This window comes from Ornithinibacillus bavariensis, from assembly GCF_050433565.1.
Taxonomy (GTDB): Bacteria; Bacillota; Bacilli; order Bacillales; family Amphibacillaceae; genus Ornithinibacillus; species Ornithinibacillus bavariensis.
The window spans coordinates 92,695-106,564 of sequence record NZ_JBNPWZ010000004.1 but is presented as its reverse complement, the minus strand read 5'-3'; the positions used below and the strand labels follow the sequence as shown (position 1 = coordinate 106,564).

13 protein-coding genes and 2 riboswitches are annotated in these 13,870 nt (G+C 36.9%); of the genes, 4 read left to right on the top strand and 9 right to left on the bottom strand.

The window, feature by feature from the left end; all coding sequences use genetic code 11:
- Position 1: 1 nt before the first annotated feature.
- From purB to HNR27_RS09285, 4 genes are all read right to left on the bottom strand, one after another.
- Positions 2–1,297, bottom strand: coding sequence for an adenylosuccinate lyase (purB, locus tag HNR27_RS09300; RefSeq protein WP_429339578.1), 1,296 nt, complete (start codon positions 1,295–1,297; stop codon positions 2–4).
- Entirely contained in the window at positions 1,290–2,414 is a 1,125-nt protein-coding gene (purK, locus tag HNR27_RS09295; protein ID WP_429339577.1) for a 5-(carboxyamino)imidazole ribonucleotide synthase, read from the bottom strand. The genes purB and purK overlap by 8 nt, the downstream gene beginning before the upstream one ends.
- The gene (gene purE / locus HNR27_RS09290; RefSeq protein WP_429339644.1) at positions 2,401–2,892 is read right to left on the bottom strand and encodes a 5-(carboxyamino)imidazole ribonucleotide mutase; all 492 of its coding nucleotides are present in this window, start codon (positions 2,890–2,892) and stop codon (positions 2,401–2,403) included. The genes purK and purE overlap by 14 nt, the downstream gene beginning before the upstream one ends.
- A gap of 199 nt (positions 2,893–3,091) precedes the next feature.
- Positions 3,092–3,191, bottom strand: a riboswitch (purine riboswitch).
- 106 nt (positions 3,192–3,297) lie between these two features.
- Positions 3,298–3,903 (bottom strand): DUF2179 domain-containing protein, encoded by a 606-nt coding sequence (locus HNR27_RS09285; RefSeq protein WP_429339576.1) that lies wholly within the window; start codon positions 3,901–3,903, stop codon positions 3,298–3,300.
- A gap of 94 nt (positions 3,904–3,997) precedes the next feature.
- Here HNR27_RS09285 and HNR27_RS09280 point away from each other — a divergent pair, with 94 nt between their 5' ends.
- The 3 genes from HNR27_RS09280 to HNR27_RS09270 all read left to right on the top strand — a co-directional run bounded on the left by HNR27_RS09280 (position 3,998) and on the right by HNR27_RS09270 (position 6,490).
- Complete coding sequence (locus HNR27_RS09280) at positions 3,998–4,432, top strand: Hsp20/alpha crystallin family protein (protein ID WP_212921484.1); 435 nt, start codon at positions 3,998–4,000, stop codon at positions 4,430–4,432.
- A 228-nt stretch (positions 4,433–4,660) separates the two neighbouring features.
- Positions 4,661–5,197, top strand: coding sequence for a peptide-methionine (S)-S-oxide reductase MsrA (msrA, locus tag HNR27_RS09275; protein WP_429339575.1), 537 nt, complete (start codon positions 4,661–4,663; stop codon positions 5,195–5,197).
- A 129-nt stretch (positions 5,198–5,326) separates the two neighbouring features.
- A complete protein-coding gene (locus HNR27_RS09270; protein WP_429339574.1) occupies positions 5,327–6,490 on the top strand; it encodes an MFS transporter in 1,164 nt (387 codons plus the stop codon).
- A 232-nt stretch (positions 6,491–6,722) separates the two neighbouring features.
- Here HNR27_RS09270 and HNR27_RS09265 read toward each other — a convergent pair whose 3' ends face one another.
- The 4 genes from HNR27_RS09265 to HNR27_RS09250 form a co-directional block, all read right to left on the bottom strand.
- Positions 6,723–8,024 carry an NCS2 family permease gene (locus HNR27_RS09265; protein WP_212921487.1) on the bottom strand — a complete coding sequence of 434 codons (1,302 nt, stop codon included), beginning with the start codon at positions 8,022–8,024 and terminating at the stop codon, positions 6,723–6,725.
- 137 nt (positions 8,025–8,161) lie between these two features.
- Positions 8,162–8,262: riboswitch (purine riboswitch) on the bottom strand.
- A 336-nt stretch (positions 8,263–8,598) separates the two neighbouring features.
- Positions 8,599–9,354 (bottom strand): ankyrin repeat domain-containing protein, encoded by a 756-nt coding sequence (locus HNR27_RS09260; RefSeq protein WP_429339573.1) that lies wholly within the window; start codon positions 9,352–9,354, stop codon positions 8,599–8,601.
- A 10-nt stretch (positions 9,355–9,364) separates the two neighbouring features.
- Positions 9,365–10,588 carry an amidohydrolase gene (locus tag HNR27_RS09255; protein WP_212921489.1) on the bottom strand — a complete coding sequence of 408 codons (1,224 nt, stop codon included), beginning with the start codon at positions 10,586–10,588 and terminating at the stop codon, positions 9,365–9,367.
- Positions 10,585–11,832, bottom strand: a complete 1,248-nt coding sequence (locus HNR27_RS09250) for an amidohydrolase (RefSeq protein WP_429339572.1) — start codon at positions 11,830–11,832, stop codon at positions 10,585–10,587. The genes HNR27_RS09255 and HNR27_RS09250 overlap by 4 nt, the downstream gene beginning before the upstream one ends.
- Positions 11,833–12,085: 253 nt before the next feature.
- Between HNR27_RS09250 and HNR27_RS09245 the strand changes: the two genes are divergently transcribed.
- Complete coding sequence (locus HNR27_RS09245) at positions 12,086–12,961, top strand: LysR family transcriptional regulator (RefSeq protein ID WP_429339643.1); 876 nt, start codon at positions 12,086–12,088, stop codon at positions 12,959–12,961.
- A gap of 208 nt (positions 12,962–13,169) precedes the next feature.
- Here HNR27_RS09245 and HNR27_RS09240 read toward each other — a convergent pair whose 3' ends face one another.
- Positions 13,170–13,862: an ABC transporter permease gene (locus HNR27_RS09240; RefSeq protein WP_212921595.1), complete on the bottom strand. Its 693-nt coding sequence runs from the start codon at positions 13,860–13,862 to the stop codon at positions 13,170–13,172.
- Positions 13,863–13,870 lie beyond the last annotated feature (8 nt).

Genomic DNA, 13,870 nt, shown 5'->3' with positions numbered 1-13,870 from the left:
CTCAACTTAAGCCAATGCGTTCAAAAATCACATCGACATTTTTCAAATGATACGTATAATCAAAGCATGCTTCAATTTCCTTATCCGTTAATAGTGCTGTTATTCGGTCCTCAGCTTTGACAAGCTTCTTAAAATGTATTTCTGTTTCCCATGCTTCCATTGCCTTTGGTTGTACAATGTCGTATGCCTCCTCACGACTCATTCCTTTATCAATAAGAGCAAGGAGTACACGCTGGGAAAAGATTACCCCATGTGTCTTATCCATATTTCGTTTCATATTCTCTGGAAAAACCGTTAGATTCTTTACAATCGTTCCGAAGCGATTTAGCATATAGTTTAACGCAATCGTTGCATCTGGTAAGATAATTCGTTCTGCTGAGGAATGTGAGATGTCCCTCTCGTGCCATAGGGAAACATTTTCATAGGCGGTTACCATATAACCACGAACAACTCTTGCCATTCCAGTCATATTCTCTGATCCAATTGGGTTTCGTTTATGTGGCATGGCAGATGAACCCTTTTGTCCTTTTGCGAAAAACTCTTCCACTTCACGAGTCTCTGTTTTTTGTAGTCCACGTATTTCTGTAGCAAACTTTTCTATTGAAGTAGCGATTAACGCTAAGGTGGCGATATATGCTGCATGGCGGTCACGTTGTAGTGTTTGAGTAGAAACTGGTGCTGGTGTTAGCCCCAGCTTTTCACAAACATATTGCTCCACGAAAGGATCAATATTTGCATATGTTCCAACTGCACCAGATAATTTTCCAAACGCTACATTTTTCGCAGCTAATTCAAAGCGTTCGAGGTTACGTTTCATTTCTTCATACCATAAAGCCATCTTTAGACCAAAAGTAGTGGGTTCTGCGTGTACACCGTGTGTTCTTCCCATCATCACGGTATGCTTATGTTCAATAGCCTTACTTCTTAGTATTTCAATGAAATTATGTATATCTTTACGGAGAATTTCATTTGCTTGCTTCAAATTTAATGATAATGCGGTATCCACCACATCTGTTGAGGTTAAACCATAGTGAACCCATTTCCGTTCCTCACCAAGTGTTTCGGAAACTGCACGAGTAAATGCCACAACATCATGTCGAGTTTCCCTTTCAAGCTCATAAATGCGTTGAATATCAAAAGATGCTATTTCACGAATTCGTTTTAAATCCTCCTGTGGGATAATCCCTAGCTCACTCCACGCTTCACACACAAGAATTTCAACTTCTAGCCAGGCATTAAATTTATTTTCTTCTGTCCAAATGGTACCCATTTCTTCTCTTGTATACCGCTCAATCATTTAGTTGCCTCCTCAAGCTTTCAACTTTTTCTGCTAAATTATCTCCAATAAAGGTAATATGCCCCATTTTCCGTTTTGCTTTCACAGCTTCCTTTCCATAAAAATGGACAAAGCCCTGATTTATCTTAGGAATAGCTTTTATTATTTGATTGAAGTTCTCACCTAAAATATTGAGCATCGTTGCTGGCTTTATAAGCTCTACTGGAATTAATGGTAAGCCACAAATAGCGCGAATATGTTGAGCGAATTGCGAAATGTTGCACGCCTCAATGGTATAGTGCCCGGAATTATGTGGCCTAGGTGCCATTTCGTTAAGATATACTTTTTCTCCAGCAACAAACATTTCAATTGTAAACGTTCCGACAATATCCATTTTTTCGGCTAGTGCTCTTGCAGCGGCTAATGCTTTTTCTTTTACAGACACTGAAATATTCGCAGGGACTATTGTTTGATATAGGATTTGGTCTTTATGAATATTCTCTGCTATTGGAAAGAACACTATTTCTCCTGTCTCGCTACGTGTAAATATCACTGATATTTCCTTATCAAAGGAAATCCAAGCTTCCACTATGCAATGCTGATGCTGTTCGACAAACTGAATAGCTTCAGATAAGTCTAGACTAGATTCCAGCTTAAGCTGTCCTTTTCCATCGTAACCACCTTGACACGTCTTGATGACAAGCGGGAAGGGCAAATGCTCCAATGCTTCCACAACCTCATCCCTATGATGTACAATTGCAAAGTTTGGAACGGGTAAATTTACTTCTTCCAATAAACGCTTTTCTTTTTCACGGTTTTGTGTAATCGCTAATGGATATGCTCCTTGTGGCAGCTTGCCTTCTTGTTCAATCATAGCTGCTGCTCGTAAATCTACATTTTCAAACTCATATGTTACAACACTGGAAATAGTTGTTAACTCGTTTATAGCAGCTATGTCATTAAATCCTGCAATAATTTGCTGATCAGCTACCTGTGCAGTAGGACAATTTGGGGTCGGGTCTAAGACGACCACCTTGTAGCCCATATATTTTGCTGCTATAGCCATCATACGACCAAGCTGTCCACCACCAATTATTCCAATCGTTTCTCCTGGAAGAATAATCTTAGTGTTTTGCAAGCTCTTCCCTCATTTCAGATACTTTTTCTAGCATTTCTTTTCGATGGCTAACAAGTCTTTGTACAGTTACCTCATCAAAGGTGCCAATGATTTGTGCTGCAAGAATCCCAGCGTTAATGGCACCTGCTTTCCCGATAGCAACTGTTGCTGTTGGTACTCCAGCAGGCATTTGAACGATAGAAAGCAGTGAATCAAGACCATTTAATGCATTACTTTGAACGGGTACGCCAATGACCGGAAGTATCGTTTGAGCTGCTACCATTCCCGGTAAATGAGCTGCTCCCCCTGCTCCTGCGATAATCACCTTTAATCCACGTTCATACGCTGTTCTAGCATATTTAGCCATATCCTCCGGAGTCCGATGTGCTGAAATAATTTCCTTTTCGTAATTTATCTGTAATTCATCTAAAATAGCACATGCATGCTGCATTGTTTCCCAATCAGAGATACTTCCCATGATGACACCGACTAATGACATATTCATCTCTCCTTCCCCATGGAAATCTGTTTTTCTACCCACTAACAAAAAGGTCTATTCACCCTCTCCCAATTCTGAGAGAAGATGAATAGACCTCATTAATCCGACAGCAAGCAAATACTCGCTAATCCCAAAAATGGTAATAGCAAGCTATGCTTTTGTAGAGGAAAAGACTACAAAAAGCTTCAATTGCATTCTGCAAAGATTCATCTTCCCTCATAGTCCGGCATTTACGGTGCCGGGTAGAGACTTCAAGGCCATATCCCAAGAAATATATGAGGGTCCGTTATTTTTTTGTTGATTTTAGCATAACAAAGAACATTTTTAAGGTCAATAAAAATCGAACAATTTTTAAATTAAATTAACCAATGTTCGGATTTTAAAGGGTTTTTCACCAAATATAACTTATTCCCGCTTTTCCTCCTTTGTATTACCGTGCTCATTCTTTGTTCTATCCATTTTCCTCCTAGGACTAAGTAATCGTCCCTTTCGTACTTGCTTGACCCAGAATCCACCATAGATTTGCTTTGGCTCGTAGGAAATAATAAAGGCTTTTGGATCAATGTTCTTTATTTCCTCGTATAGCGTTAATTCGTATCTTCTAGGGGTTAAAATTTGCATCGCTAATCGGTCCCCATCCATTCCATAAGCAGACCAACTAGTAACACCATACCCTTTTTCACGTAATCTACGAGTAAAATTTAAATCGGGATTTGTTGAGATTACATTGACAGTGATGTAGCCGAGCGCTAGTTTTTCTTCTATGATAGAGCCTATTACAACCCCAATTCCATATCCTAAGGCATATGCAATCACATTTTGAATTTCATTTAAATTATCAAGAACAAGTCCTAATCCAAAAATATAAACAATTATTTCAAACATGCTGACTAAGCCAGCGATATAGCGCCGACCCTTAAGGGTTAGAATCATGCGAATGGTAAACATCGATACATAGACAACATTAACAATCAAAATAATGGCAACCATGATCAGTGCATTATCAAGCAACTTTAATACCTCCCAATTAAAAAAGGTCATTCACCCATAATTTACAATCTGCATATAGTATGACTATCCTATTTATGTTAAATGAGGTGATTGTGTGGATCCATTTCAACAAATGACAGATTGGAAACGAAATATGGATCAATTCTTCGGTGAACAGTTCTGGGATCAATTTGAAGGTGTCCTTAAACCAACTATTCCCCAGATTAATCTTTACCAAACGGATAATGAATTATTATGTATTGCTAGTATTCCCGGATTAAGAAATTTAGATAAGATAGATATTTATGTAGATTACGCAACCTTAGAGCTCCGTGGAACAATTGATATTGGTCATTCTGGTGGAACAGTTGTGAAAGAGGAAATATTACAAGGAGTCTTTGAACGTAAGGTCCCATTACCCTTTCCCGTTCGCTCCGATAAGATCAGAGCCACCTATAATAGCGGGTTAGTATTTATTCAATTGCATCGCTTCATTTCGGATTCTAGTAGAAAAAACCGTGTGACGGTTGAGCTATTAGAGGATGAATAAGAGCATTCTTTGAAAGCTTGGCCCAAGCCTTTTATTATTAAAAGCAGAGTCAATGAGTCCTTGATTTGGATCTTTACGACTCTGTTTTTTACATTATTCACTTATATTAATTCACAAATGAATTTCTGAAGTATTATCATGTTCTTTTTATGCAAATATGGTATATTTTATAAAATAAATATTATATTTTTTCTAGAAATAAAATGCTACTTAAACTAGCAGTAGAATATGGAGGAAACAAATTTGGCAACATTACGTAAAGCAACATTTGCAGGTGGCTGTTTTTGGTGTATGGTTAAGCCTTTTGACCAGTGGGATGGGGTACACTCTGTGATTTCTGGATATACTGGTGGTCATGTAGAAAATCCTACCTATCAGGAAGTAAAAACCGGGACGACAGGTCATTATGAGGCAGTTGAAATTACGTTTGATCCTAGCATTATTTCATATAATGAAATATTAGAAGTATATTGGCAACAGATTGATCCAACCGATGCAGGAGGACAATTTCACGACCGTGGAGATCAATATCGTACCGCAATCTTCTATCATGATGATGAACAAAAAGCAATCGCCGAAGCATCGAAACATGCTTTAGGGGAAAGTCGTAGATTCTCAAAACCCATTGTAACGGAAATTCTTCCAGCTGTTACCTTCTATCCTGCTGAGGAGTATCATCAAGACTTTTATAAAAAAAGTGAAAAGGAATATAAAGAAGACCGAGCCAAGTCTGGCCGTGATGCGTTTATTTCAGAGAACTGGTAATAGATATAGGGGCACCCACTTAGGAGGATGCTCCTTTTTTTTGAATTAACTTGAAATTACTTGTTTCCCTATCAATCTCTACATAGTATAATTACCTCTTGAACAGCATTAATTAAAGGGGCTGACAACTTGGCAGGTAAAGAATCCTTAATTCCATTAAAAATGTTATTATTTAGCTTTCATGCTACAAATACGATTATACTTAGCTTTTTGCCATTATACCTAGCATACAAAGGTTTAAATGGAACAGAGATTGGCTGGGTATTGGCAATTGGACCACTAGCATCTATTTTCGCTCAACCATTTTTTGGTTATTTAAGTGATAAATTTAAATCAGTGAAAAAGATTCTACTGATTTGTGTAATGGGCCTACTTATTTTCAGTACTATTTTCTTTCAAATGAATAGTTTGATTTCTATTATGATAGTTGGAGCGATGTTTTATTTCTTCACTTCGCCTATTGGTGGTCTTGGGGATAGTCTATCACAGCGGAGAGCGAATGAAATTGGTGTTTCCTTTGGAACCATTCGGATGTGGGGATCTATCGGATTTGCTACATCGTCCCTAATAATCGGTGAAATTCTTTCTAGGTACGGTGTTCAATATATGATATGGCCATACTTACTATTTGGATTTATCGCGATGCTTGTTGTTTTCCGTTTACAGGATGTTAAAGTTGAATCAGACCCTGTTCGTTTAAAAGACGTAGGAGTATTAATCAAGAATAAACCGTTTTTATTTTTCTTGATTGCTATTGTTTTTCTCTCATTAGCCCATCGAACGAATGATAGTTATATAGGATTATATATTACTGAGCTTGGCGGAAGTGAAGCATTAGTTGGTTTAGGTTGGTTTGTTGGTGTCGCTAGCGAAGCTTTAGTATTTGCACTAGCAGGCTTTTGGTTCCGAAAACTACACCCATTAGTGTTTATCATGATTGCTGGTGTATTGTATAGTTTGCGCTGGTTTATCTATGGGTTTGCGGATAATCCAATGTTTGTCATTTCCTTACAGTTCCTTCACGGGATTACGTTTGGGATATTCTATTTAGCTGCCCTTGACTATGTAACTCGTTTAATTCCGAAGCTATTACAGTCAACCGGACATCTCGTTTATTATGCCGTATTCTTTGGAATCAGTGGTATAATTGGTTCCCTAACCGGTGGGACAATTATCGATCATTTCAATGGAAGTACATTGTATTATACATTAAGTGTTGTATCTCTACTAGGAACTGCTGCAATATTCGTTTATCATGTCCTATTTTCGCGCGAACGAACAGTTAGTCAATAATAATGAAGGAAAGAGGGCCATTTCCCTGTTAGGGGATGGCTTTTTTTCATTCGTTCTCATAGTTTTGCAAACTTCTAAGTAAGTTGCTAATTAAGCGTTCAATCGAGAAATCTACCTTATCTACCTCTTTCATCCGACTACAAAAAAGTCATACTAGACACCTACCGAAACAATGCTTCAACAAATAAAAAAAGCGAAATCTCTATACCTCGAGATTTCGCTTGGACACTGTTTATAAGAAGACAAAATATAGAATAAACACAATGAATAATCCATACATGACTGGGTGAATTTCTTTAGCTTTACCTTTAACAATCATCGTAATTGGATAGAAAATAAATCCGATTGCAATACCAGTTGCGATGCTATAGGTTAATGGCATCATGAGTAATACAAAGAATGCTGGTACAGCTATTTCAAATCGATCCCATTCAATATTTTTTAGCTGCCCTGCCATTAATACTCCAACAATAATTAGTGCCGGAGCAGTTACTGCTGATGTTACAATCGCTAGTAATGGCGAGAAGAATAATGCAAGTAAGAAAAACCCAGCTGTTACGACTGCTGTAAAACCTGTTCTACCACCTACACCTACACCTGCAGTTGATTCCACGTAAGAAGTTGTTGTGGATGTACCGAATACTGCACCTGAAACAGTCGCTGCAGAGTCTGCAAATAATGCTCTACCTGCACGTGGTAGTTTATTTTCCTTCACTAAACCAGCTTGAGTAGCAACAGCTACTAATGTACCAGCCGTATCAAAGAAGTCAACAAACAAGAATGTTAAGATAACCACTAGCATTTGAAGTGTAAATATTTCATCAAAATGGAATAATGCCTGCCCAAAGGTAGGTGAGATACTTGGAATTCCGCCAATAATATGATTAAGTGATGTTGGAACTGGAACCAATCCAAATATCATTCCTACGATTGCAGTAATGATCATGCCATAGAATATCCCTGCTTTTACTCCCTTAGTAAGTAAAACAACAGAAATAACTAAACCGAAAATAGCTAATAGTACATCCGGGGAAGTAACATCCCCTATCCCTACTAGTGTTGCAGAATTATCAACGACAATTCCAGAATTGATTAAACCAATAAATGCAATAAATAGCCCTATCCCAGCCCCAACGGCGTATTTAAGGTTTGCAGGGATTGCATTAATAATTCGCTCACGAAGACCAGTTAATGTTAATACCATAAAAATAAGTCCAGAAACTAGTACACCTGATAAAGCCGTTTGCCATGGAATTCCATAGCCTAGAACAACCGTATAAGCAAAGAAAGCATTAAGCCCCATTCCCGGCGCTAATGCAACCGGATATTTAGCAATAATCCCCATAAATAATGTACCCACTGCAGCAGCAACCGCTGTTGCTACAAATACTGCGTCCTTATCCATACCAGCCTCAGCAAGTGTAGCAGGGTTGACAAATAGGATATATGCCATAGCTAAAAATGTTGTTAATCCAGCTGTGAATTCGGTACGATAACTCGTTCCTAACTCCTCAAAATGAAAATACTTTCTCATTACTTTTCCTCCTAAAATAGAATGAGTGCGAAAAAAAACATGTATTCCCCCCGAGTTTTAGGGGAAATACATGCTCATGACTATGCAAGAAAAGTAAAGATAGACAATAGAAAACTAACCATAGAGTAAGCTATCATCCATATTATACTAATCCGCGTAGTCAGACCATTTACGGCGGTCTGGTAGAGACTTTGGGCCATATTCCCTAAATTATACGCAGGTAGACATTCATATTTTCAAGTGTTTCTGAAGCTATAATACTATTTTACTAGGATACTGTCAACCATTTCCGAACATTTTATGTTATTTTTAATAAATCGTTCGTTATTACCACTCATAAATTATAAGTGACTTTGAACCCTTTATATCAATGTATTCATTCAATCACTAGCTCCATCTCGGTACTTTCATAAAATAATTATGATCATTGGCATAGACGGTTTGTTCTGTAGCAAAAGCTGTATGGAGCTGTGGTTTTATTTAATACTACTTTGAATAGTTGAATATGACTTCTTCCTTTTAAAAACTATGAATGAAGAATCTATTCATATCGACTTTCTAAAAATATTCATCTCTATCTATTTTGTAATTGCTCAAGTATCTGTGTATAGCCTAACTCTCTTGCGTAATCCTCAGCTGTCTTTCCATCATTGTCTCTTAACGTTCTATCAGCAGAGTATTTTAATAATTCCGCTACAATGTCTTGATACACCTTTGAGCCATCACGTAAAGCAACTGCCTCGATAAGTGCAGTATAGCCGAAATTATTTTGATGATTAATATTTACTTTGCCATCTTTTAATAATAATCGTACATTTTCAAGATGCCCTTTTTCAGCAGCAGGGATTAAGGCATTGCCGCCAAATCGATTAACTTTACTTTGATCTGGATTACTATGCTCAATCATATAGCTAAGAATCTCTGTTTTCCCTTGTGCTGCCGCATACAAATATGGACTGTCACTAATGGCATCCTGTTGGTTAATGTTTGCTCCATGATCAATTAATAACTGAGCAATTTCTACTTGGTTATTATGAGTGGCTATCAATAATGGTGTTTCCTCTTTCTCGTTTGTTTCATCAATTTTATACTCTGTATCTAAAAGTATGTTCTTTACTTTTTCTATATCGTTGTTTTCCACTGCTTGAATCAAGCTTCCAGCATCATATTTCACAACTTCATCCCCCTTTGTTTCTGCTGTTTCTACAGTTGAAACATTTTCAGATACTTCAGATTCAATGTTTGCCGAATCAGTTTTCTTTTCTTCAGTTTCTGTACAACCCACCAAAAAAAGTGAAGTAATTATTATTAAAAAATAGATGTTTTTCATCTACACCCTCCTAATGTGTGGATTTGTATATTTTCCCTTTATGCATCAATAGTCTGTTTTTGGGTAGTCTAGCCACTGCTTCTGCACTACAACTAGCATCAACAAACACAAAACTTGCTTCCGCCCCAATCTTTGGCCAGACTTGTTCTCCTTCTCTATTTAGTGGGGTCAACTCTTGTGTGATTAAACTGAGACTCTGACGTAATGAACGTTCATCTGATTTCCCTGTATAGTCGCAAAAGTTATGTACCTTTTCCAAAATATCGCCAGAAAAATAAGGACTCCAAGAATCATAAAAGCCATCACAACCCAAGCCAACTTTTACACCTGCTGTTTTCAATAGATCAATAGGGATTAGCTGATGGTTGATAGAAATTGGGATGGTAGACATAATTTCCACATTAGAATCGCTTAGCTTTTTCGCAAATTGCTTTTGAAAATGAGGTGACAACTTACTTAAACCAAATGCATGACTAAATGTAGTCTTCCCCATATATTTTTGTTCCTTCACCATATCTAGCCATTTATCCATCGTATAGAAACCTACTTGCCCTTTATCATGTAAATGCATATCAACATCTACAGCATACTCCTTGGCTATATCCATGGTGATTTGTAATGATTTTTCGACATCCTTATCAATACCTGCTGGATCAAGTGCCCCCAAAATTGTCGCACCAGATTCCAATGCTTGTCTTAACAAATCAGGCATTTCTCCATGGGCTAATAAACCATGCTGAGGAAACGCAACAATTTCATAGGTTAAATATTGCTCATAGGCTTCCAGTGCTTTTTTCACACCTTCTAAATTTTTCAATTTGATAAAGGGATCGATATTAACATGTGTTCGAATATGATTCACACCGTTATTCAAGTGTAATTCAATCATGGCAGCTGCTCTTTGTGTTACTGTTTCTGAAAGCTCTTCTAATTCAGCTGCTTCAATAGCCAATCTCTCAGACAAACTATTTACAGGACGACAAGCCTTCCACCCTAATGAAAGATACGTTTTATCCAAGTGATTATGCATATCCTTGAATGCAGGAAGTGCTAGTTTTCCTTCCATATCAATTATATCTATATCCGGTACATTCTCAGTAGCAGGTATAATTGTTTGAATTATTCCTTCTTTTGCAACATGAATATGGAACAAATCGGATCTTGTCTGGATGCTACCATCTTCGTGCATTGTTTCACCCGTCTCCAGTCGAACATTAGAAAGCCATATGCTCATCGATATTCCCCCTTTAGCTCTATCTCTTCTTCATGAATTATTCTTCCCTTTGAAATCACTGTCGAAATAGGGCATTGTCTGGCAACTAGATGTGCAGAGCTCACTGCATCCACAAGTAGCCCGTTAGCCGTATCTCCTATTTTTGGCCACTGTCTTTCACCAGCGTCATTTAATGGTGTTAAACCACCAGTAGCATATTTCATGGACTGTCCAATATGCCATTCATCAATGTAGCCAAAACGTTGGATAAACTGATTTAATTTTTGAACCGTATCACCACTTCCAAATGGAGACCAGTGATCAACAAGGCTATCATGTCCAATCGAAACCTTCACACCGTTATCATACAAATATTTCACAGGAATTGTAATTGGGCCTGGGCCAATAGGAACTGTTGTCGTCACGCTAATGTTATTCGTAGCCATTTGTTTTACTAGCTTGTCTAATGATTTTTGAGGTAAATCTGCCAGTGCAAATGCGTGACTAAGGGTAACTTCCTTTTTAAAAGAACGTTGTTCAATTTCATGGATAATTTGTTGAATTTCAAATTCACCTAATGTGTTTTGTTCATGTAAATGAATATCAATTCCGACATCATATTTTTCAGCTAATTGAAATGTTGTTTTTAAAACTTCTCCGCTATTTCGATCAACTAAAGCAGGATCTACCCCTCCGATATGTGTAGCACCCATTTGTAATGCTTTTTCAAGGATTGTTAAGAATACCTGGCCATTGCGTAATAAACCATGTTGTGGGAATGCAACGATTTCATACGTGATTTGATTGCGATAGCTTTCCAAAACACACTTGGCAATTTCCATATGTTTAGTCTCAATTTGTGGATCAATATTCACATGTGTACGAATATGTGTATGTCCCTTTTTTATATAATGCTGGACCATGGCATGTGCCCTTTCTTCGGCTACCTCCAATTGCTTTGGTAGTAATATCGCTTCTTCTTTTAAACGAGAAAATATCCCTTCAGTAGTTGGCGTTGGCGCTTTCCACTCACCACTGAAGTATGTTTTATCAATATGTGTATGCATTTCCTTGAACGATGGAACAAGGAGCTGCTTTTTGGCATCTACTACTTCTACATTGCTTGTTTCAATCGTTGGGGCTATTTCAATAAATTTTCCATTCTCAATCAATACATCAAATATGTTTGTTTTTGTAGCTATTACAAACGTTTTATCATACAAATATCCTGTTTCCAAACGCACATTCTTTAATAATAATGTCAAAAAAATACTCTCCTTTTATAATTTTCTTCTAAACTTTAATAGACAAATTTAAACTGTCTATTTTCCTTAAAGTCTGGAGTCCTGCTACATGCGGTAAGCATAACTACTAGAAAAATCTAAAAATTCCTTCTATCCCTTTAATAGCCCGCATCTTGTCTATAAATATGGTATCATGAGGATAATTATATGAAAAATATTAATAAAGTTATCTTTACTTACTTTTTCCATATATGAAATAGAGAGGAAACTAATGATGGATATAAGACAACTACGCTATTTTATTGCTATTGTAGAAGAACGGAAAATTTCTGCTGCTGCTAAAAGGTTGCATATGTCCCAACCACCATTAAGCCAGCAATTAAAAGCCATGGAAGAAGAACTTGGTTCTAAGTTAGTCGAGAGAAGTGGTAAACTTCTAGAGGTGACGGAGGCGGGAAAGGCTCTATATAAAAATGCGCTACAAATAACTCAATTGATGGAAGAAACGAAAACAGAGGTAAAGGAAGTCGGGAAAGGTGTAAATGGAAGACTTACGATTGGAGTAAACACATTTTCGGTAAGCGGGTTGCCTCGTGCACTTAAACAATTTAAAAAAAAATTTCCAAAGGTAACGTATAAAATTCAACAAAATGAATCCTCCTATCTTTGTCAATTAGTCAGGGAACGAATTGTGGAGCTTGCAATTATTCGCTTACCATTAGATTTGGACGATTTTTCTGTACTCCACCTCTGTAACGAGCCTTTTTATTTCATCACATCGAAGGAGCATACCGCTTTTGATCGAGATGTATCGCTTGCTGAAATTGAACATTATCCACTCCTGTTCCCAAGTACGGAGGGATTAGGTGTGCATTACTTAATTTTAGAAGCATTTTCCCGATTTAAACTACAACCTAATATTGTTGGGGAGTGTTCTGATATCAGTCTTTTGATGGATCTAGTTACATCTGACTTCGCTACATCTATAGTTCCTGAAACGCTACTTAAACGATATACTGGATACCCCATAAATGCTTATCGAATATCAAACACAACCGAACTGAGCGGATCAGTTGGATTAATATGGCTTAAAGATCATAGCTTGTCCAAGGCTGCCGAGAATTTTATAGAAATGATACAAAAGGTATAGAGGATACTCTGCTAACATATAAATCTGTGTGTGTTAAACTATTGTCACACGACATAAAAATAGATCTCCTCTCGTTTTTTAGAGTCGGTTTGACGGCCATCTCTATTCTACGATTGGAGATCCTTTTGTTACATCGATTATAGACTTGTTTTCACACAGGCAAAGCCTGTTATTTTACAAGAATAAGTTTCAAATGAACACTGTTTCCTCAAATAATATCTATTTTTTCTATTCTTCTAATAGATAGAAAAGCAATTAAAATACCAATGATAGCTAATGTTAACGGGATATAAACGATTGAAGCTATAGAAAAGACCGGATTATGAGAACTAATTAATGCAACGATGACAATCGACGAAATAATTGTAGCCGGTACAGAATAGTTCCGCATTCCAAAATATAAACTAATTAAACTAGTTCCTGCTGCTGCAAAAGCAAATGTAATGATTGAAATAATTTGTTGGACTACCATTTTCAATGAAAGAGGATCTGAGATGATTTGAAAATATGGATTCAATGCGATAAATGAACCAAGTACGAAAAGGTTAGAAATAATAATCGTAATAAAGGTTAAGGTGCCGATAATAAGTAATTTTATACCAAGTAACTTCTTTCGATTGATTGGATACGTAAACAATACCGTAATTGTTTTATTTTTAAACTCCTCGATAACTAACTTTGCAATTAAGACTGCCGCAAAAATTATAAACGTTGCTCTTACAAATGCGCCGATAATAATAAAAACTTCGTCGTAGTCGCGAAAAACAACATTGCCTTCCAACTTTTCAATGAAACTAATGACAAATAGGACCGAAAGGATAAGGATATTTGCAATAATTGTTCCGTTTACATACCAACCTATTTTTAATTTTTTCAATTCCAATTTCATTAGCGTAAACATATCTACAC

What these genes read in the sequence shown, in the direction of transcription:
- HNR27_RS09245 (WP_429339643.1), top strand. Translation starts at nt 12,086, where the DNA reads ATGGATATAAGACAACTACGCTATTTTATTGCTATTGTAGAAGAACGG.
- msrA (WP_429339575.1), top strand. Translation starts at nt 4,661, where the DNA reads ATGGAGGAAACAAATTTGGCAACATTACGTAAAGCAACATTTGCAGGT.
- HNR27_RS09265 (WP_212921487.1), bottom strand. Translation starts at nt 8,024, where the DNA reads ATGAGAAAGTATTTTCATTTTGAGGAGTTAGGAACGAGTTATCGTACC.
- purB (WP_429339578.1), bottom strand. Translation starts at nt 1,297, where the DNA reads ATGATTGAGCGGTATACAAGAGAAGAAATGGGTACCATTTGGACAGAA.
- purE (WP_429339644.1), bottom strand. Translation starts at nt 2,892, where the DNA reads ATGTCATTAGTCGGTGTCATCATGGGAAGTATCTCTGATTGGGAAACA.
- HNR27_RS09240 (WP_212921595.1), bottom strand. Translation starts at nt 13,862, where the DNA reads ATGTTTACGCTAATGAAATTGGAATTGAAAAAATTAAAAATAGGTTGG.
- HNR27_RS09260 (WP_429339573.1), bottom strand. Translation starts at nt 9,354, where the DNA reads ATGAAAAACATCTATTTTTTAATAATAATTACTTCACTTTTTTTGGTG.
- HNR27_RS09255 (WP_212921489.1), bottom strand. Translation starts at nt 10,588, where the DNA reads ATGAGCATATGGCTTTCTAATGTTCGACTGGAGACGGGTGAAACAATG.